This window comes from Pseudaquabacterium rugosum, from assembly GCF_038066575.1.
Taxonomy (GTDB): Bacteria; Pseudomonadota; Gammaproteobacteria; order Burkholderiales; family Burkholderiaceae_C; genus Pseudaquabacterium; species Pseudaquabacterium rugosum.
In genome coordinates this window covers 231,467-251,741 of the sequence record NZ_JBBUTF010000002.1, presented here as the reverse complement: position 1 = coordinate 251,741, position 20,275 = coordinate 231,467, and the positions used below count along the sequence as shown (strand labels likewise).

The following is a 20,275-nucleotide window of genomic DNA, read 5'->3' as shown; positions in this document are numbered from 1 at the left end:
GCGCGGCAGCCGGCCGGTGGGCGGCTTGCGGGGCGAGCGGAGCGTCCGCGCCCAGCGGATCCGGCACGGCGTCTGCGGGCATCGCGCGCAGGCGCCGGCTCAGGCGACCGCCGGCGCGCTGTGCGCGGCGATGACCTCGGCCACCAGCGCATCCGGCGCCGACCGCATCACCGCGCGGCCCAGGCCGTCGATCAGGACGAAGCGGATCTCGCCGGCCTCGGCCTTCTTGTCCACGCGCATCAGCTGCAGCCAGCGCTCGGTCGGCATGACCGGCGCCCGCACCGGCAGGCCGGCGGCCTCGCACAGGCGCACCAGACGCGGCACCAGCGCCGCCTCGCACAGGCCGAGCCGGGCCGACAGCTCGGCGGCCAGCACCATGCCGCAACCCACGGCCTCGCCATGCAGCCAGACGCCGTAACCCTGACCCGCCTCGATCGCATGGCCGAAGGTGTGGCCGAAGTTCAGGATCGCGCGCAGGCCGCTCTCGCGCTCGTCGGCACCGACCACCTCGGACTTGATCTCGCACGAACGCTGCACCGCATGGGCCAGCGCCTCGACGTCGCGCGCACGCAGCGCCTCGATGTTCGCCTCGATCCAGTCGAGGAAGACCGGATCGGCGATCGGACCGTACTTGATCACCTCGGCCAGACCGGCCGACAGCTCGCGCTCGGGCAGGCTGCGCAGCAGATCCAGATCGCAGACCACGCGCTGCGGCTGGTAGAACGCGCCGATCATGTTCTTGCCGCGCGGATGGTTGATCGCCGTCTTGCCGCCGACCGAGGAATCGACCTGGGCCAGCAGCGTGGTCGGCACCTGGACGAAGGGCACGCCACGCATGTAGCAGGCCGCCGCGAAGCCGGTCATGTCGCCGACCACGCCGCCGCCCAGCGCGTACAGCACGGTCTTGCGGTCGCAGCCGTGCTCCAGCAGCGTGTCGTAGATGCGCTCGAGGACGGCGGCCGTCTTGTGCGCCTCACCATCGGGCAGCGACAGCGTCAGCACGCGGCGGTGGCGCGCGGCCAGCACGGCCTGCAGGCGCTGTGCATACAGCGGCGCGACGGTGGTGTTGCTGACGATCAGCGCATCGGCCGAGGCCGGAAGGCCGTCCCAGGTGGCCGCGGCGTCCAGCAGGCCGCTGCCGATCAGGATGTCGTAGCTGCGATCACCGAGGCCGGTGGTGACGCGACGCAGAGAGGCGGAAGTCATGGCCGCAGTATGCCGCGAGCCTCGCGGCGCGGGCCGCCGGACGCCGGCTCAGAGCGGCGGCGCATCCCCGGCCGGCGAGCCCTCTTCAGCCGGCGGCTCGCTGCGGGCATGACGGCCACGCACCGCATCGGCGTCGACCAGCCCGGCCAGCTCCAGCTGCATGACGATCATGTTGACCAGCGTCGGCACCGAGGGCCGGCCGGTCTCGAGGGTGTAGGTGGCCGCATCGCGGTAGTGGGCATCGCGCTGCGCGTAGAGCTCGCGCAGCTTGCGCAGCGGATCGGCCACCTGCAGCAGCGGCCGCACCGTGTCATGCCGCAGGCGGCGGTAGAGCTCTTCGGGCGAAGAGCGCAGGTAGATCACCGGCCCGCAGGCCCGCAGCGCCTGGCGGTTGGCCTCACGCAGCACCGTGCCACCACCGGTCGCGAGCACGCAGCCCCCGGCCGCAGCCAGCTCGCCGACCACCTGCTGCTCCAGATCGCGGAAGGCCTGCTCCCCCTGCTGCTCGAAGAAGGCGCGGATCGAGGTGCCGATGCGCGCCTCGATCTCGTGGTCACTGTCATGAAACCGCCAGCCGAGTGCACGCGCCAGCTGCTTGCCGACAGTGGATTTGCCACTGCCGGGCATGCCGACGAGGGAGACGGTGATGGCGGGGGTCAGGGACAAGAGAAGATCTGCTGCCCGGCGGGCACGGTCAGCGTACTGAGCTCGTTACGGTAGAGGATCTGCTGGAAACTGGTCCGCAGGCCGGATGGCGACGTCAGCGTCACCGTCGCCGTGCCGACCGACGCATCATCAGCGAAGGCATAGCTGAACACACCGGTGGTGGGTGCCGAGGTGCTCGGCACGGGCGATCCACCTACCACCGAGACCGTCAGGCCGGTGGTCCCGGCGACCGAAATGGTCGTGCCTGCCGCCATCGGATTCAGCGCGACCGGGTTCGCGTCCGCATTCACGAACGCGATGGTACCGCGCTGGCCCAGCCCCGCGATCCGCACCGTTCCGAACGGGAAGTAGGCCGCGGTCACCGCCTGCTCGTTCGCATCATAGGCCGCACCGTCAGCCGGAATGACCCGGCGGATCGACGACGGGCAGACATCCGAAGCGACAGAAGTGCTGGCACCAACGACGAAGGCGCCGGCCGGAAGCGACGTGCCATAAACCGGGAAAGCCGACGACATCGAGGCGATGGTCAGGGCCTGGCGCCGGACATAGTTCTTGCCCCAGACCGCATCACAGGTCGACGGACGCGACGGCACCGCGAAGGCACTGACCTGGAGCAGGCTGGACGACGGGGTCGCACAGACGGACGTCCCGCTCAAGCCAAGCGAGATGTACTGATCGGTCGACACATTGAACACGCCATTGGCATAGCGGTCAAAGTAGATGTCACCGAGATCCAGGAAAGGCTCGCCGGAGGAATAGGCGTTGTCCCCGTTCAGATCAAGGAACGATTCTTCGCCCAATGCGTAGGCCGCGACGACGAAGCGTCCGTTGGCCATGCGCGGCTCCGCCGACTGGAAGGCCACCGTGGCCGAAGCCAGTCCTGAGCCATTGATCGTCGTCTGCGCCGACTGTCGGATCTGGCCGGACGTGCTGACGAAGTTGATCGTCGTACCCGCCGGAACCGGATTGCCCATGCGATCGGACGCGATGATCGTGTAGTTGTTGGACGTACCGTCGATGGAGCCGGCCTCGATGTTGATCGTCTGCTGGGACAGCGAGAAGTTCAGCTGCGACGGCAGGCCGACGGCAACAGCCAGATTGCTGGAGACCGTGGAGATCGAGGATCCGGCCAGCGTGGCCTTGACCCGCACCGGCGTAGGCACGGTGCCCGCATTGATCCGTACGGTCACGTCGCCATTGGAATCGGTCTTCTTCGTCACCACCACCTGGGCGTCGTCGAGTTTGACCCCTCCGGTCAACGTGGTGAGCTCGAGCTGCACGTTCTGCTCGCGCAGACCCTGGCCCGCCGCATCGACGACGCGGAAGGTCACGGTCGAGTTCTCCGTCAAGCCCGTGCCGGCCAGATAGATGGTTTCAGGTGACGCGGAAATGAACCGGATGCTGGCAACCTCCGGCGAGGTCAGGCTCAGAGACCGCGCAGCCGTCAGCGCGCTGCCCGCCACGCTCAGGGTCAGCTGGTCGACGCTGCTGATCGAACCGGCGCAGCCCAGATCACGATAGGTGAAGGTCGCCGTACCCGTCGTGGTGGCCTGCGAGGCCGGCGTGATGGAGGCCTTGCCCTCGGTCGCACAGGTCGACGTGAGATTGAGCGTGACCGGCGTGCCCGATGTCGTGCCGCTCAACACGGCCGTCAGCGTGGTCTGACCATAGGCGCTCAACGTGGTGAGATCCGAGGTGAAGCTGGCAATGGCCACGTTCGTGGCGGTCAGCTGGAAGCCCGTGCGTGCGGTCAGGGTGGTCGAACCGAGTACCGCCGTCGCGACGACGGTATCCGCGCCCGACGATGTCGCCGACGCCGGCGACAGTGACGTCACCGCACGCCCCTGGCTGTCGGTCAGGGCCGAGGATGGCGAGAACGTCCCTGCCGACCCGGACGCAGCGAAGGAAACCACCTGACCGGCGACGGGTGCGCCGGCAGCGGTCAGCACCGTGGCGGTGACGGTGGCAGGCGTGGCGGCCGTCACCGTCGTGCTCGACAAGGAGACGGTCAATGTCGCCGTGGTCGTCGTGCCCGAGTCATCCGAGCCTCCACCGCTCAGAGGCGTACCGCCGCTTCCACCACCACCGCAAGCGGCCAGAGAGACAGCCATCAAGGCTGCCGCGGCGCGTCGCAACCAACGTTCGTAGAACTTCATGTCAATTTCCCCCCTAGGCTGAAGCGCCACCGCAGATCCGTGCCGGCAAGCGGCAGGACCGGAGGCGATCCCCATCGATCTGGCGTGACGGATCACGCGAAGGGCCCCTTGACCCCTCCGCGACGACCCGGAACCGATCACCGCATCGCCGCCCGCTCCGACACGATCTTCGGCGTGATGAAGATCAGCAGTTCGGTCTTGGCCACGGTCCGCGTGGTGTTGCGGAACAGCGCGCCGACGACCGGGATGTCGCCCAGCAGCGGCACCTTGTTGGTGTTCTGCGCCTCGGTCTGCGTGAAGATGCCGCCGATGACGACCGTGCCACCGTTCTCGACCAGCACCTGCGTCTGCACGTGCTTGGTGTCGATGGCGAAGCCCTGCGTGGTGCTCTGGCCGACGCTGTCCTTGTTGATGTCCAGGCTCATGATCACGGCGCCTTCGGGCGTGATCTGCGGCGTCACCTCGAGCTTGAGGTTGGCCTTCTTGAACGCGACGGACGTGGCGCCGCTGGAGGTCGCCTGCTGGTAGGGCAGCTCGGTGCCCTGCTCGATCAGCGCCTTGGTCTGGTCGGCGGTGATCACGCGCGGGCTGGAGACGATCTTGCCCTTGCCGTCCGCTTCCAGCGCCGACAGTTCCAGGTTCAGGAAGCGGTTGGCCGACGGACTGAACAAGGACAGCGCGACGCTCGGTGCCGCCGACACCCCCGAGAACACCGACGAACTGACGTTGGCACCCAGGTTGACGAAGTTGCTGTTGTTGTAGGCCGACGTGATGGCCGACGTGCCGGTCAGACCGCTCTGCAGCGTCTGCGCGGCCACGCCGGTGGTGGAGCCGCCGATGCTGACGTAGTTGCCCCCGCCCACGCTGTAGCCCGATGTGCCGCCCTGGATGCTGCGCAGGTCGGTCGCGCCCAGCTTGACGCCCAAGGTGCGGCCGAAGGTGTCGTCGGCCTCGACGATGCGGGCCTCGATCTGCACCTGACGCACCGGGATGTCGATCTTGCCGATCAGGACCTGGATCTCCTCGAGCTTGCTCGGGATGTCGGTGACGAAGAGCTGGTTGGTGCGGCTCTCGAAGATCACGCTGCCGCGCGGCGACAGGATGCGCTGGGCCTGTGTGTTGCCGCCGGAGCTGGCGCCCGAACTGCTGCCACCGCTGAAGGCCTGGCCGCTCAGGCCGCGGGCGACCTCCTCGGCCTTGGTGTAGTTCAGCTGGAAGGCCTGGGTGCGCACCGGCTCCAGTTCGGCGATCTTCTTCTTGGCTTCGAGGTCGAGCTGCTCCTTGGCGGTCAGCTCCTCCTTGGGCGCGATCCACAGCACGTTGCCGGACTTGCGCACGCCCAGGCCCTTGCTCTGCATGATGATGTCGAGCGCCTGGTCCCAGGGCACGTCCTTCAGGCGCAGCGTCACGTTGCCGGTGACGGTGTCGCTGGTGACGACGTTGAAGTTGGTGAAGTCGGCGATGACCTGCAGCAGCGCCCGCACCTCGATGCTCTGGAAGTTCAGCGACAGCTTCTCGCCGCTGTAGCCCGGACCCTGGGTCAGCTTGTTGGGATCGCTGACGACCGGCCGCACCTCGAGCACGAACTGGTTGTCGGTCTGGTAGGCGCTGTGCTGCCAGTTGCCCTTGGGCTCGACGACCAGCCGCACGCGGTCACCGCTCTGGAAGCTGGCCACCGACTGCACCGGCGTGCCGAAGTCGGTCACGTCCAGGCGCCGGCGCAGCGTCTCGGGCAGCGAGGAGCGCAGGAACTCGACGACCAGCGACTGGCCCTGCTGGCGGATGTCGACGCCGACCTGGGGATTGGCCAGCGAGACCATCACCCGACCGGCACCATCGGTGCCACGGCGGAATTCGATGTCGCGCAGCGGCAGCGTCTGGGCGTTCTGCGAATCGGCGAAGTGCACGGTGCCGTCGGCCTTGGCCGGGGCCTTGCCGGCGGCTGCCGTGGCGGCGGGAGCCACGGCCGGCGCGGCGGCCATCGCCGGCGCAGCGGCCGACTCCAGCACGATCACCAGCGCCTTGCCCTGGACCTCGGCCCGGTAGCTGGCCGCCTGGCGCAGGTTCATCACCAGCCGGGTGCGATCACCGCCCTGGGCGACGGCCACCGAGCGCAGATTGCCCTGGTTGATGTCGACGACGTTGCGACCCAGCGCGCTCTCGGTGGACGGCAGGTCGAGCGCCACGCGGGGTGGCGACTGCACGGCGAAGCCGGCCGGCACCGCGGCCAGCGGCTGGTCGAGCTCGATGCGCACGACATCGGCACCGCCCTGCTGGCTGCTGGTGATCGCGCGGATCATGTTCTGCGCCTGGGCCAGCGCCGGCGCGGCACAGACCACGACCAGTGCCAGCAGACGCACTGCGCATCGCGCCATCGTCGAATTCTCCTGAGGGCTGTTCATCGCACCTTCTCCTGCCCCTGTTCCTGCAGTTGCAAGGTGCTCCTGCGTTCGACCCATTCGCCGGCGGCGTCCTGGACGACCTCCCGCAGTTCGAGCTCGGTCTCTCCCACGCGTACCACCTTGCCAAAGTTCTGACCGATGTAGTCGCCCGGCTTGACCTGATAGAGCAGGCCCTCGACCCGCAGCAGCGCCACCGGACCGCCCCGGCTGCGCAGGCTGCCGACCATCGACATGCCGTCGAGCGGGAAGGCCTCGAGCGGCTCGCGCCGGCGACGCTGTTCGGCGGCCAGCAGCGCGCTGGTCTGCCGCGTCTCCTGCTTGAGCGCCACTTCCATCTTCTGCGGATTGAAGGGGTCGACCGACAGCGCCCCGTCATAGGGCTCCGGGCTGAATTTCTTGGGCGGCTCCAGCGGCTCGACGCTGGGCTTGACCTCGCGGCGCTGCTGGTCCATCCAGGCCTGCAACTCCTCCTGGTCCGCACCGCAGCCGGCCAGGGCCGCGCAGGCCAGCACGACCAGCAGCCCGGCGGCCGGACGGCCATCGACCCACGCCTTGCGCGCGCGCCTCATGGCTTGCCCCCCTTGCGCCGGGCCTTCTCCTCGTCGGCCTTGACCTTTCTGGCCTCGGCCAGCTCCTCAGGATCGAGGTAGCGGTAGGTGCGCGCGATGGTGTCCATCGTCAGCGTGCCGCTGCCGTCCTGCGGCGCGGCGATCACCAGGTTGTGCAGCGTGACGATGCGCGAGAGGTTGGCCACGTCGGCCGTGAAGGCCCCGATGTCGTGGAAGCGGCCGGTCACGCGCACGGTGATCGGCAGCACGGCGTGGAATTCCTTGCGCTCGACCTGCCCCGGGCGGAACAGCTCGAACTGCAGGCCCCGGCCGATGCCGGCCTGGTTGATGTCCGACAGCAGCGCGTCCATCTCGGCCTTGCCGGGCAGCTGCCGTTCGAGCTGGTTCACGTACTCTTGGACCTGCTGCTTCTGCTTGCGCAGCTCGGACAGGTTGACCGCCTGGCCCAGCTTGGCGCGGTACTCGGCGCGCAGCGGCGCTTCCTGGTTGCGGGCGACTTCGAGCTCATCGACGGCCGGCGAGACGACCAGCATCCAGCCGCCGGCCAGCACCGCCAGCGCGGCCGCGCCCCAGGCACAGGCCTTGGGCAGCAGCGGCCACTGACCGGGCTCGTTGGGATCCAGGCTGCGGAACTGCTGTTGCGCCCGCTCGAACATCAGGCCGACGTCGAGGTTGCCCGGGCGCGTGGTGTTGAGCAGGCTCAGCAGGCCCGACTGTGTGTTGTAACTGGTGGCCATCGCGCGCTCAGGTGGACTTGCGGACCGCGGCACTGCCGGCCGCCACGGGCGCCGAGGCCGCGGCCCCGGGCAGCTTCACCTGCACCTTCATCGAGAACTCGTAGAGCCGACGCGTGTCGACCCGCGCACCCGCGCGCTGCACCGGCGGGGCCACCGCACGGATCTCGATCAGCTCCGGCTGCTGCAGCCACCGCGACGCGTTCTGCACGTTGCGCAGCAACTCCGACACACGCTCGTTGCTCTGGGCGACACCACTGACCGTGACCACCTGGTCGGCTTGACGGATGCTCTTGAGGTAGATGCCCTCGGGGGTCTGGCGCACCAGTTCGTCGAGCAGATAGACCGGCACGTTGCGGTTGATCTGCAGGTCCTCGACGGCGTCCTGGCGGGCCTTCAGGTTCTCGATCTCGGCACGCAGCGAGGCGATGTCCTTGATCTGCGCCTCGAGCTTGGCCGTTTCCTGGCGCAGGAAGTCGTTGCGGGCCATCTGCTCGCCCGTCAGGTGCTGCAGCCACATCGACCACAGGCCGACGACCACGGCACCGGCCAGCGCCGAGGCGCCGAGGGCCAGATAGAACGCACGCTTGCGCTGGCGCCGCTTCTCGGCACGGTGCGGCAGCAGGTTGATCAGGATCACTGCACGAACCTCCGCATCGCCAGTCCGCAGGCCGTCAGGTAGGACGCGGCCTCACGGTGCACGCGGGACTCACGCAGACCACCGCTCATGCGCATGCCCGAGAACGGGTTGACCACATTGGAGGCAAAGCCGGTCAGCGCGGTGACGCGCTCCTTCAGGCTGGGCAAGGTGGCGGTGCCGCCCGACAGCATCACGTAGTCGACCTTGTGGTGCGGCGTGCTGGTGAAGAAATACTGCAGCGCACGCCCGATCTCCTGGGCCAGGCTGTCGATGAAGGGGCCGAGCACCATGGTCTCGTAGCCCTCGAGCGGATCACCGCCGCCCGCCAGGGCCAGCTTGCGCGTCTCCGCTTCCTCGAACTGCATGCCGTAGTGGCGGCTGATCAGGTGGGTCAGCTGCGCACCGCCGAAGGCCTGGTCGCGCTCATAGAGCAGCTCGCCATCCTTGAGCACCTTGAGACTGGTGGAATCGGCGCCGATCTCGAACAGCGCGACCAGCAGGTTCTCGCCGCCTTGCGGCAGCTCGCGCACCAGCCGGCGCATCGCCAGCTGGGCCGCATGGGACTCGATGTCGAGCACCACCGGCTTGAGGCCTGCGGCCTCGGCGATGCCTTGGCGGTCCTGCACCCGCTCCTTGCGCGAGGCGGCGATCATCACCTCGACGTCGCCGCCGGAGGTCGGGCTCTGGCCCACGACGCAGAAATCCAGGCTGACCTCATCCAGCGAGAACGGGATGTACTGGTTGGCCTCGCTTTCGACCTGCAGCTCCATCTCCTCCTCGCGCAGACCGGACGGCAGCACGATGCGCTTGGTGATGACGGCCGATTGCGGCATCGCCATCACGACCTGGCGTGTGCGGGTGCCGCTCTTCTGCACCAGACGGCGCACGGCCTCGGCCACGTCATCGAAGTTCTCGACCTGGCCATCGGTGATCCAGCCCTTGCCGAAGGGCTCGGAGACCATGCGTTCGAGGGTGTATTCGCCGGACGGTGTCATGCCCAGCTCGACGAGCTTGGCGCTCGACGTGCTGATGTCGAGACCGAACATCGCCGGGTGCTTGCGGCCGAGCAGCAGGTCGAGAAAGCTCACAGGTGGGGACCCCCAACGCGCAAGGCGATCGGGTTGGAGAGAGGGCACATCTTAAGAATCGACTTCAATGCTAGCAGCAAAGCCCTTGCTGCCCATGGCAAAGCTGCCCCCTAATGCCCCGCTGTTGACCCGTACGCAACAGGGCAGCGACGCGCCGCGACCCAAGGCGGACATCCCCGCGCCAGCCACCGCAGACCGGCAGCCGGGCGACGGGCCGCGGCTTTTATACACTGGGCCCCACAGGCTGACCCACCCCAGATGAGCGATCACGACGAGACCGGCGCCCCTCCCGCCCCCCGAGCCCACGCCCGCCGCCGCACTGCGGCCGGCTGGATCGGGCTGACGCTGGCCTGGCTGGCCGGCCTGCTGGCCAGCGCGGTGCTGGCCGGCGCACTGCTGGTCGGCATCGGCCTGGCCATCGCCTACCCGAACCTGCCCGACATCGGCGGACTGACCGACTACCGTCCCAAGCTGCCGCTGCGCGTGTGGTCGTCCGACGGCGTGCTGCTCGGCGAGTTCGGCGAGGAACGCCGCATCTACACGCCGATCGACCAGATTCCGCCGGTGATGCGCAATGCGGTGCTGGCGATCGAGGATGCGCGCTTCTATCAGCACGGCGGCGTCGACACCATCGGCGTGCTGCGCGCGGCGGTGGCGCAGTTCCAGAAGGCCAAGAGCCAGGGCGCGAGCACGATCACGATGCAGGTCGCGCGCAACTTCTACCTGAGCACCGAGAAGACCTTCACCCGCAAGATCTACGAGATCCTGCTGGCCTACAAGATCGAGAGCCTGCTGAGCAAGCCGCAGATCCTGGAGGTCTACATGAACCAGATCTTCCTCGGCCAACGGGCCTACGGTTTCGCGGCCGCAGCCGACATCTATTTCGGCAAGCCGCTCAGCGCGCTGACGGTGGCCGAGTCCGCCCTGCTGGCCGGACTGCCGCAGGCTCCGTCGGCCTACAACCCCCTGCGCAACCCGCAGCGCGCCGTGCGTCGCCAGCAGTACATCATCGACCGCATGGAGTCGCAGGGCTTCATCACCGCCGAGCAGGCCGCGGCGGCGCGCAAGGAGCCACTGCGGCTGCGGCCGGCCAGCACGCCACCCGTGCATGCCGAATACGTGGCCGAGTCGGTCCGCCAGATCGTCCAGACCCAGTACGGGGCAGAAGCCACCACGCGGGGCCTGAACGTCCAGGTCACGGTCGAATCAGGACCGCAGATGGCGGCCTACCGGGCGCTGCGCCGCGGTCTGCTCGACTACGAGCGGCGCCAGGCCTACCGGGGGCCCGAGGGCCATGTGGACCTGCCGGCCGATGGCGCCGAAGCCGATACCCGCATCGCCGAGACACTGGCCGAGCATCCGGACAACGATGAGCTGAAGGCCGCGGTGGTGCTGCAGGCCAGCCCGCGTGAAGTGCGCGCCGCACTTGAATCGGGCGAGGTGGTGACCGTGCGCGGCAACGGCCTGAAGCCGGCGGCCAGCGGCCTGGCCGATACCGCCGAAGCCCGCCGGCAGATCCGGCGCGGCGCCGTCGTGCGGATGGTGCACGAGGCCGACGGCAGCTGGACACTGACCCAGGTCCCCGAAGTCGAAGGCGCACTGGTGGCGATGGATCCGCGCAGCGGCGCGATCCGTGCCCTGGTCGGCGGCTTCGACTTCAGCAACACCAAGTTCAACCACGTGACCCAGGCCTGGCGCCAGCCCGGATCAAGCTTCAAGCCCTTCATCTACTCGGCAGCGCTGGAGCGGGGCTTCACGCCGCTGACGATGGTCGACGACGCGCCGCTGTTCTTCGATGCCGGCACCACGGGCGGCCAGCCCTGGGAACCCAAGAACTACGACGGCAAGTTCGACGGCCCGATGCCGCTGAAGACCGCCCTGGCCAAGTCCAAGAACATGGTGTCGATCCGCGTGCTGCGGGCCAGCGGCGTGCGCTTCACGCAGAACTGGATCACCCGCTTCGGCTTCGAGGCCGCACAGCATCCGGCCTATCTGACGATGGCGCTGGGCGCCGGCTCGGTCACCCCGATGCAGATGGCCAGCGCCTACAGCGTGTTCGCCAACGGCGGCCTGGCGACGGCACCGCTGCTCGTCACCGCGATCCACGACAGCCGCGGCCGGTCGCTGATGCGTGCACCCCCGCCGGCCGTCGATGACAGCCGGCGCGTGATCGATGCCCGCAACGCCTTCGTGATGACGCGCCTGCTCGGCGAGGTGACGCGCGCCGGCACCGCCGCCAAGGTGCAGCAGCAGTTCCAGCGCACGGACCTCTACGGCAAGACCGGCACCACCAACGACTCGATGGACGCCTGGTTCGCCGGTTATCACCCGCAGCTGGTGGCGGTGGTCTGGATCGGCTACGACACGCCGCGCAAGCTCGGCGACAAGGAGACCGGCGGCGGCCTGGCGCTGCCGGTCTGGATGAACTTCATGGGCCGCATGCTGCCGCGACTGCCGGTGGTCGAACTGCAGCCGCCCACCGGGGTCGTGCAGCGCGGCAACGAGTGGGTCTACGAGCAGCTCGGCGGCGACCAGGGCGGCGAGATCGACCGGCTGGAGACACCGGAGGACGCGGCCTCGGCGGCCGCCGTGCCACCGCCGGTCAGCGCCAGCGAGCGCAGCGGCATCCTGGACCTGTTCCGCTGACCACGCTTCTGGAAGGCCACCTGAGGGCACCGTCCCGGGCCGTCGGACCAGGACGTGGCGGCGGGCGGTGGCCGCTCAGACCGGCGGATCGAAGCGCAGCGCCTTGCCGCCCTGCGCACTGGCCTGGGTGCTGAGCACGGCGAAGAACTCATGGCCATCGCGGGTGTCGATCCAGCGCCCCTCGACATGACGGAAATGCTGCCCCGCGGCCTTCGAGGCCAGCCACAGCTCGTGCAACGGCGGCTGGGTGTTGATCACGATCTTGCTGCCCCCCGGAAAGCTCAGTTCGAGCAGACCGCCGGTGCGGTGGACGTCGATGTCGATGACATCGTCCTCGAGCCAGCGGTCGGCGGTGGTCTCGATGTGCTGCAGCACGGCGTGCGACAGGCGGTGGAAGTCGCTGTCGGACAGCGGGGTGGCGGGAGGGGCTGCGCTCATGGTCTCTAGAATCCGCGGCATGACACGGCTTTCGAGTGTAGCGAGCACCTGCCCACGCCGCAGACCCCGGGCGACACCACCCCGCGCCGCGCTCGCCTGCCTGATCGGCAGCGCACTGGCGCTGGGCCTGCTGGGCGGCTGCGGCCAGAAGGGACCGCTGCGGCTGCGACCGGCCGACGCGGCTTCGGCACCGGTGACCGCGTCGCAGCCGGCGACACCCGGCACCGCGTCCACCGCACCGGGCGCGACGCAGGACAGCCGCACCGCGAACTGATCGCCGCCCACGGCGACGGTCGGTTGCGGCGGGCCGGGCCACCGAAGGCCCGGCGGTACCGCGTGCCTCAGAAGCGGTGACGGATGCCGGCGGCGATCACGGTGGAATCGGTGCCGGCGCTGCGCGTCACGCCACCGAGGTAGCCGATCTGGCCGGGCGCAGCCTGCGCCAGATCACCGTTGACGAAGCGCACCACCTGGCCGCTGATGTCCGTGCGCTTGGACAGCGCGTACAGATAGACCGCGCCATAACTGCGCACATCGGCGTTCGCCGGCCGGCGGTCGTCGTAGACGTTGTAGGCGGTGTAGACCGTGTGCGCGCCCTTGCTCAGCTTGTAGCCCAGGTGGTAGAGCCGGGCGTCCTGCTTGAGCGCGTTGGTGAAGGCCGACTGGACGGCGGCCGGCAAGGCCGCATTGACGGCCGACAGAGCCGCCGTCTGGGTGGCGATGGTCGAGACACCCGACGGGTTGTCGTCGCGGATCGTCACCATCATCGCGTTGAGCGTGGTCGCGCCGATCGACTTCGACGCCCCCAGCACCACATTGCGCAGCGACTTCTGGCCGACGTCGTTGTGGCGCTCGTTGTAGGCCAGACCGACGCCGAAGGACTCGTTCTGGTAGCGCAGCATCGCGCCGGCGAAGTCACGGGCCTTGGCGTTCGTGCTGACCTCGCCCGGCGCCACCATCAGCGAACCGGTGAAGCCGCCCTGGACCACGCGGTACTGCAGCGCGTTGTCGACCCGGATGTCGAAGCCGGCCGGCAAGGTCGCGACCTGAGCGGCCGACAGCGCCGACGACGTCCCCAGGATGTCGAAGGTGGCACCGGTCTCGTAGGCCGGCGTGTACTGGCGACCGAGCATGAAGCCACCGACCGGCGTCACCAGACCGACCCAGGCCTGACGGTCGAAGGACCGGTTGTCGAGGTTGACGCCGATGGTGCTGCCGACGGCCGCAGCCACCGAGGTGACGGCGGACTGCACGAACTGACCGGCGACACCGCTGGTGGGCAACGCCGAGCTGCCCGCCTGGTTGAGGAGCGCGACCTGGCTGAACCGGTCGGGCGTCTGGGTACCGGACTGCGCGCGGTTGCCCATCGCACCGGTATCCAGCTCGATCCGGTTCTCGAGCGTGAACAGCGCGCGGTAGCCACCACCCAGCGACTCGTCGCCCTTCAGGCCGAAACGCGAGCCGTCCATGATCCCGCTGACCACCGCATTCTTGCCACCGGCCAGGCCCGTGGTGCGGGTGAAGCCGCCATCGGCCGTGCCGTAGAGCGTGACGGTCGGCGCCTGCACCTGGGCCAGCGCGACACCCGACAGACCGGCGCACAGGGCGGCCGCCGCCAGACGGATCATGGAGCAGTTGAGCATGGGTTGTCCTTCAAGTTGTGGAGACAGGAGCGCAGCCCCGATCATCCCCGATCGCGTCAAGACCTAACACCCGGATCAGGGGCCAAGCCGCCCGGGGCTTTCCCTGAGAACGACGGTGACGAGGGGCCTGCGCGCCAAAAAAAAAGCCGCCCCGAGGGACGGCTCGCCACGCACCGTGCGTCAGCCCGTCAGGGCCGCGCACGGGCGACGGTCATCAGAACTTGTGCCAGATGCCCAGGTCGTACTGGGTCTTCTCGGCAGCGGCGCTCAGGCTGTCGCCAGAGCTCTTGCCCATGTCGGCGTAGACGGTGGTGCGCTTGGACAGCGCGTAGTCGACACCCAGGCCCAGCTTGTTGTCGGACTTGTTCGTGCCGTCGGCGCCCTGCTTGCGGTAGCCGACCTTGACGGTGGCGGCACCGACCGGGATGCCCGCGCTGATCGACGCGCGCTTCTGCTCGGCCGTGGCGCTCACGTCACCCTTTTCGTACTGGACGTTGACCAGCGCGACACCGAAGTTGTACTTGGCGTACAGACCGACGGTCTTGTGCTCGGCGCCGTTCTTGTCGTAGGCCAAGCCGACCGACAGGGGGCCGGCGCCGTAGGCGACGGCCGCACCGACCGGGCGCTCAGCGCCCGGAGCGCAGGTGCCGCACTCCTGGGTGATCTGGCCGTCGGCCTCGGCCGTGGCCAGATGCACCACCAGACCGCCCAGCGACGGCGACTTGTAGTACACGGCGTTGGTGGCACGGACGGTGGCCTTGCCGCCGCCGGTGTGGACGTTACCGACGGTGTCACCACCGTTGAACGACTCGTAGCCACCGTTCATGTCCTGCAGCGGCATCAGGATGCGGCCCAGACGGACTTCGCCGGCAGCGCTGTTGCGCAGGCCGACCCAGGCGTTGCGCCAGAAGTACTGGGGCGAGGTGCCGGTGGTGTTGCCAGCGACGTTGATCGCGCCGGTGTCGGTGCTGAAGCGGTGGTTCAGCAGGAAGATGGCCGAGGTGCCGTTGCCCAGGTCTTCCACGCCCGACAGCGTGAAGGCGTTGCGGCCGCTGCCCGGGGAATCGATGCCCTTGACGCCGTTGGCCTTCTTGAAGCCCAGATCCACCGAGCCCGACAGGGTCACCGACGACTGCGCGGAAGCGGCACCGACAAACGAGCCCAGCACGGCCAGCGCCAGCAGAGTCTTCTTCATTGCAACTATCTCCTTGGTTGAACAAGAGGTCCCGCACACGGCGCCGGATCGGCACACGGGTCGGGAAGGGCCGGTCAGGCCAACCTCCACAGCGGAAGTTGCAGCAATTGCACCAGAGCGCCGCGCCAGTTGCCAAGCGCGGCCGCCAAAATGTCCGGCGCGTGTTGCCTGACAACAACGGCGAACGAGGCGCCGCCACGGCCGCCCCCGCCTGTCCCGATCCACCCCGCCGACGCCCCTGTCGACCGTCACGCGGGGCCGGATATGCTCGCCCCATGCCTTCCCTGGATGATCTGGTGGCCAGCGCCGATCTGGCACTGCGCACCCTGGGCCGCGGCGCACGCCCGGCCCGCCCCACCCCGACGGCCGCACGGCCACCGGCCCCGTCTGCCGCCATCGCCGACGCCCCGCCCCCGGCCGAGCCCCCCGTGCTGGATGCCGCACAGCGGCGCCTGTCCGGCGCGCTGATGCGGGTCAACCACGTCGGCGAGGTCTGCGCGCAGGCGCTCTATGCGGCCCAGGCGCTCACCGCACGCTCTCCCGGGCTGCGCCAGCAGATGGCCGAGGCCGGCCGGGAAGAAACGGATCACCTGGCCTGGACCGAGCAGCGACTGCGCGAGCTCGGCGACCGGCCCAGCCTGCTCAACCCGCTGTGGTACGCCGGGGCCTTCGCCATCGGCCTGGCCGCCGGCCGCGCCGGCGACGCCTGGAGCCTGGGCTTCGTGGTCGAGACCGAGCGTCAGGTCGAACGGCACCTGGCCGGCCATCTGCAGCGCCTGCCCGAGGACGATGCCGCCTCACGGGCCATCGTCGCGCAGATGAAGGAGGACGAGGCCCGCCATGCCGAGGAGGCCCAGGCCGCAGGCGCGCAGGCCCTGCCCGCGCCGTTGCGCTGGGCGATGCGCGGCGCGGCCCGCGTGATGACCTCGACCGCGCACTGGATCTGAGACCTCGCCCCGGCGGCGGGGCCTGATCGCGACCGGTGCCCGGACCGCCGTCAGGGCAGCCGCGACGACGCTCAGCCCTCGACGATCTCGTGGCTGGTCGTCACCTCGGCCGTCTTGCCGAGCATGATGGTGGCCGAGCAGTACTTCTCGTGCGACAGCGCGATGGCCCGCGCGACGGCGGTCTCGGGCAGCGCCTTGCCCTTGACGACGAAGTGCAGGTGGATCTTGGTGAACACCTTGGGATCGGTCTCGGCCCGCTCGGCGCTCATCTTGAGCTCGCAGCCGCTGACCGCGTGGCGGCCGCGCTTGAGGATCAGCACCACGTCATAGGCGGTGCAGCCGCCGGCGCCGGCCAGCAGCGTCTCCATCGGCCGCGGGGCCAGGTTGCGACCGCCGCCGTCGGGCGCGCCATCCATCGTCAGCAGGTGGCCGCTGCCGGTCTCGGCCACCATGCCCATGCCGCTGCCCGGCAGCCAATGAATCGTGCACTCCATGTTCGTCGTCATCCGTGTTCAGGGCGCCGCAGCGCGGAACGCACCACCGGCGTGCCGACGCACTGCGGCGGAGCCCGCCGAGGGCGCGGCGCAGCCCGGTGGTGCGCGGGGCGCCGATGCTGCCACGCTTTGGCCGGCCCGACGCCTGCGCACCGTGCCCGCTCCAGGCTGCGGAAAAGTTTGCTGCAGGCGTGTTGCGGCGCAGCAGACGATCCGCTACAGTCTGGACCAACGGATATGCAAGCTGGTTTGCCCTCATCGGGTGAGCCCTCAGGCAGCCCCGGAGCCCCCACGCGGACGCGACCTCCCGATCGTGCGCGACACCCGGCTCCCCGGCCCCTGGCAAGCAACTTGCTGATCTCCGACCGGTTGTCTCCTCCACCTCCTCCATTGGTGGATTGAGCCCGAGGCTCTGGCCTCGGGCTTTTTTTTGCCCTGACGACACCGGGGCTATGATCCCCGGCCCCGTTTCCCCGCCGCTGCCGCGGGCCTGGTGGCCGCTCGGACGGCACGCCAGGCCGGCGACCCGCGGCTCCACCGCCTCACCGCAAGAGACCGCCCGATGGCCCGCGCCCCCGCCCGTCCGCACCCCGACTACCTGCAGAAGATCCTCAACGCGCGGGTCTACGACGTGGCGATCGAGTCCGCACTCGATCCGGCGCGCAGCCTGGCGCGCCGCCTGGGCCAGCCGGTGCTGCTCAAGCGCGAGGACACGCAGCCGGTCTTCAGCTTCAAGCTGCGCGGCGCGTACAACAAGATGGCGCATCTGGATGCGGCGGCCCTGCAGCGCGGCGTGATCTGCGCCTCGGCCGGCAACCATGCGCAGGGCGTCTCGCTGAGCGCCCGCCGCCTGGGCTGCCGCGCCGTCATCGTGATGCCGGTGACCACGCCGCAGGTCAAGATCGACGCGGTCGCCGCGCTCGGCGGCGAGGTGGTGCTGCACGGCGAGAGCTACACCGACGCCTACGGCCACGCGCTGCAGCTGCAGCAGAGCGAAGGCCTGACCTTCGTCCACCCCTTCGACGATCCGGACGTGATCGCCGGCCAGGGCACGATCGCGATGGAGCTGCTGCGCCAGCACCAGGGGCCGATCGAGGCCATCTTCTGCGCGATCGGCGGCGGCGGCCTGATCTCGGGCGTGGCCAGCTACATCAAGGCCGTGCGGCCCGAGATCAAGGTCATCGGCGTGCAGACCCGCGACTCCGACGCGATGGCCCGCTCGGTGGCCGCCGGCAAGCGCGTGACGCTGGCCGATGTCGGTCTGTTCTCCGACGGCACGGCGGTCAAGCTGGTCGGCGAGGAAACCTTCCGCATCGCCCGCCAGCTGGTCGACGACTTCATCATCGTCGACACCGACGAGGTCTGTGCGGCGATCAAGGACATCTACCAGGACACGCGCTCGATCGTCGAGCCGGCCGGCGCGCTCGGCGTGGCGGCGGCCAAGAAGTACGCGGCGGCCAAGGCCGCGGCCAGCGGCAAGCCGGCGCCGCGCGGGCGCGGCAAGGCGGCGGCGGCCGCGCAGGCGGCCCAGCCCGCGCTGATCGCCATCACCTGCGGCGCCAACATGAACTTCGACCGCCTGCGCTTCGTCGCCGAGCGGGCCGAGTTCGGCGAGCAGCGCGAGGCGCTGTTCGCGGTCACCATTCCCGAGGAGCGTGGCTCGTTCAAGCGCTTCTGCGAGCAGCTCGGCCCGCGCGCGGTCACCGAGTTCAACTACCGGATCTCGGACAGCGCCCAGGCCCACATCTTCGTCGGCGTGGCGATCCAGAAGCCCGACGAGGCCGACAGGATCGCGCGCCAGTTCGCGCGCCAGGGCTTCCCGACCGTCAACCTGACCGGCGACGAGCTGGCCAAGCAGCACGTGCGCCACATGGTCGGCGGCCGCAGCCCGCTGGCGGCCGATGAGCGCCTGTTCCGCTTCATCTTCCCGGAGCGGCCGGGCGCGCTGATGAAGTTCCTCTCCAGCATGCACCCGGGCTGGAACATCAGCCTGTTCCACTACCGCAACCAGGGCGCGGACTACGGCCGCATCCTGGTCGGCATCCAGGTGCCCAAGGCCGACCGCAAGGCCTTCAAGGCCTTTCTCGACGCGCTGGCCTATCCCTGCGTCGAGGAGACCGACAACCCGGTCTACCGCCTGTTCCTGCGCTGAGCCGGGCTTCTACACTGCGGGTCATGACGCCGATCGCCGAGACCTCGAACCCGCTGCTGGAGCAGGCCCTGCTCGCCCGTCTGCAGGCCGGCGGCCGGCCGGTGGGCCAGCTCGGGCATCTGGCCCCGGTGGCCATCCGGCTGGGCCTGCTGCAGAACTCGCTGCGGCCACGCCTGCACGATCCGCAGCTGGTGCTGGTGGCCTCCGATCATGGGCTGGCGGTCGACGGCCTGCCGCTGACCGAGTCACAGCCCACCGAGGAGCAGGTCGCCGAGGTGCTGGGCGGGCGGGTGCCGGTGGCACGGCTCGCCCACCAGATGGGCCTGGCGCTGACGGTGGTCGACGGCGGCATCGCGCGCCAGATGCCGCCGCTCGAACGCCTGCTGCCGCGCAAGCTGGCCCACGGGACGCGCAATGCGCGCATGGGCATGGCGATGACGATCGAACAGGCCCAGGCCTCGGTGCGCGCCGGCATCGAGACGGCGCAGGGCCTGAGCGGCAATGTGGTGGCCTGCGGCGCGCTCGGCAGTGGGGCGCACGAGGCGGCCGCGCTGGTGCTCTCGCGCCTGGGCGAGGTCCCGCTGCGCGATCTGCTCTACGCCGGGCCCGACATGCACCCGGACCAGCTGTCGGCCCTGCTGCTGATCGGGCAATCGGTGCACGGCCGCCACCGCGATTGCGTGGACCCGATCGAGGTGCTGGCCTGCTTCGGCGGCTTCGAGATCGGCCTGCTCACCGGCCTGCTGCTGGAGGCCGCCAACCGGCGCCATCTGCTGCTGATCGACGGCATGTCCGCCTGTGCGGCGCTGCTGATCGCCCGCATGATGGAGCCGGCGATCACCGACTACTGCGTGTTCTGCCGCAGCACGCCGCACCACGGCCTGGACCAGGCGATGGCGCTGTTCGAGGCCACGGCCATGCTCGACGTCGGCCTGGCGACACACGATGGTGCCGGCGCCTGCCTGACCTGGCCGATGCTGCGTGCCGCCTGCGCGCTGCTGGGTGACGACCACGTCGGTGAACGCGCGCTGCCGCCGCTGGAGCCCGCCGCCGCCACACCGCCGCCGATCCGGGCGGCCCACGAGCCGCGGCGCGAGGTCGGCACTCCGTCGCGCAGTGGCGGGCTCGACCTGTCGCGGCCGGTCACCGTCGACCAGGTCGCCGGCCTCAGCGTCCATGCCCAGGGCCCGGGTCCGCGCATCCGCAGCAGCGGCCATTCGGACCTCGACGAACTGATCTGAGGACCTCGGCGGGCAGCGCCGGCCAGCACCGGGCCGGGTGCCGGAGGCGGTCGGCGGA

Annotated in this window: 16 protein-coding genes; 4 read left to right on the top strand and 12 right to left on the bottom strand. The window is 69.6% G+C overall.

Translation table 11 applies throughout. The annotated features are described in order from the left end of the window. Positions 1 to 99 precede the first annotated feature (99 nt). The 8 genes from aroB to AACH11_RS01705 all read right to left on the bottom strand — a co-directional run bounded on the left by aroB (position 100) and on the right by AACH11_RS01705 (position 9,461). The gene (gene aroB, locus AACH11_RS01740) at positions 100 to 1,206 is read right to left on the bottom strand and encodes a 3-dehydroquinate synthase (protein ID WP_341372464.1); all 1,107 of its coding nucleotides are present in this window, start codon (positions 1,204 to 1,206) and stop codon (positions 100 to 102) included. A gap of 48 nt (positions 1,207 to 1,254) precedes the next feature. Then, positions 1,255 to 1,833, bottom strand: a complete 579-nt coding sequence (locus AACH11_RS01735; protein ID WP_423228678.1) for a shikimate kinase — start codon at positions 1,831 to 1,833, stop codon at positions 1,255 to 1,257. A 29-nt stretch (positions 1,834 to 1,862) separates the two neighbouring features. After that, positions 1,863 to 4,028 carry an Ig-like domain-containing protein gene (locus AACH11_RS01730; RefSeq protein ID WP_341372463.1) on the bottom strand — a complete coding sequence of 722 codons (2,166 nt, stop codon included), beginning with the start codon at positions 4,026 to 4,028 and terminating at the stop codon, positions 1,863 to 1,865. A gap of 137 nt (positions 4,029 to 4,165) precedes the next feature. Next, positions 4,166 to 6,403, bottom strand: a complete 2,238-nt coding sequence (locus AACH11_RS01725) for a type IV pilus secretin PilQ (RefSeq protein ID WP_341372462.1) — start codon at positions 6,401 to 6,403, stop codon at positions 4,166 to 4,168. A 23-nt stretch (positions 6,404 to 6,426) separates the two neighbouring features. Beyond that, a complete protein-coding gene (locus AACH11_RS01720) occupies positions 6,427 to 6,999 on the bottom strand; it encodes a pilus assembly protein PilP (RefSeq protein WP_341372461.1) in 573 nt (190 codons plus the stop codon). Next, positions 6,996 to 7,736, bottom strand: coding sequence for a type IV pilus inner membrane component PilO (locus AACH11_RS01715; RefSeq protein WP_423228672.1), 741 nt, complete (start codon positions 7,734 to 7,736; stop codon positions 6,996 to 6,998). The genes AACH11_RS01720 and AACH11_RS01715 overlap by 4 nt, the downstream gene beginning before the upstream one ends. Positions 7,737 to 7,743: 7 nt before the next feature. After that, positions 7,744 to 8,373 (bottom strand): PilN domain-containing protein, encoded by a 630-nt coding sequence (locus AACH11_RS01710; protein WP_341372460.1) that lies wholly within the window; start codon positions 8,371 to 8,373, stop codon positions 7,744 to 7,746. After that, a complete protein-coding gene (locus AACH11_RS01705) occupies positions 8,370 to 9,461 on the bottom strand; it encodes a pilus assembly protein PilM (protein ID WP_341372459.1) in 1,092 nt (363 codons plus the stop codon). The genes AACH11_RS01710 and AACH11_RS01705 overlap by 4 nt, the downstream gene beginning before the upstream one ends. Before the next feature lie 258 nt (positions 9,462 to 9,719). On the opposite strand from AACH11_RS01705, the gene AACH11_RS01700 reads away from it, so the two are divergent. Then, complete coding sequence (locus tag AACH11_RS01700) at positions 9,720 to 12,107, top strand: penicillin-binding protein 1A (protein ID WP_341372458.1); 2,388 nt, start codon at positions 9,720 to 9,722, stop codon at positions 12,105 to 12,107. Between the two features lie 75 nt (positions 12,108 to 12,182). Here AACH11_RS01700 and cyaY read toward each other — a convergent pair whose 3' ends face one another. The 3 genes from cyaY to AACH11_RS01685 form a co-directional block, all read right to left on the bottom strand. Next, positions 12,183 to 12,545, bottom strand: coding sequence for an iron donor protein CyaY (gene cyaY, locus AACH11_RS01695; protein ID WP_341372457.1), 363 nt, complete (start codon positions 12,543 to 12,545; stop codon positions 12,183 to 12,185). Between the two features lie 341 nt (positions 12,546 to 12,886). Continuing rightward, the gene (locus tag AACH11_RS01690) at positions 12,887 to 14,188 is read right to left on the bottom strand and encodes a porin (protein WP_341372456.1); all 1,302 of its coding nucleotides are present in this window, start codon (positions 14,186 to 14,188) and stop codon (positions 12,887 to 12,889) included. A 214-nt stretch (positions 14,189 to 14,402) separates the two neighbouring features. Beyond that, positions 14,403 to 15,383 (bottom strand): porin, encoded by a 981-nt coding sequence (locus tag AACH11_RS01685; RefSeq protein WP_341372455.1) that lies wholly within the window; start codon positions 15,381 to 15,383, stop codon positions 14,403 to 14,405. A gap of 275 nt (positions 15,384 to 15,658) precedes the next feature. Here AACH11_RS01685 and coq7 point away from each other — a divergent pair, with 275 nt between their 5' ends. Beyond that, complete coding sequence (coq7, locus tag AACH11_RS01680; protein WP_341372454.1) at positions 15,659 to 16,330, top strand: 2-polyprenyl-3-methyl-6-methoxy-1,4-benzoquinone monooxygenase; 672 nt, start codon at positions 15,659 to 15,661, stop codon at positions 16,328 to 16,330. Positions 16,331 to 16,401: 71 nt separating this feature from the next. Here coq7 and AACH11_RS01675 read toward each other — a convergent pair whose 3' ends face one another. Beyond that, positions 16,402 to 16,824: an OsmC family protein gene (locus AACH11_RS01675; protein WP_341372636.1), complete on the bottom strand. Its 423-nt coding sequence runs from the start codon at positions 16,822 to 16,824 to the stop codon at positions 16,402 to 16,404. A gap of 562 nt (positions 16,825 to 17,386) precedes the next feature. Between AACH11_RS01675 and ilvA the strand changes: the two genes are divergently transcribed. Continuing rightward, positions 17,387 to 18,976, top strand: coding sequence for a threonine ammonia-lyase, biosynthetic (gene ilvA, locus AACH11_RS01670; protein ID WP_341372453.1), 1,590 nt, complete (start codon positions 17,387 to 17,389; stop codon positions 18,974 to 18,976). 23 nt (positions 18,977 to 18,999) lie between these two features. After that, positions 19,000 to 20,217 carry a nicotinate-nucleotide--dimethylbenzimidazole phosphoribosyltransferase gene (locus tag AACH11_RS01665; RefSeq protein WP_341372452.1) on the top strand — a complete coding sequence of 406 codons (1,218 nt, stop codon included), beginning with the start codon at positions 19,000 to 19,002 and terminating at the stop codon, positions 20,215 to 20,217. Positions 20,218 to 20,275 lie beyond the last annotated feature (58 nt).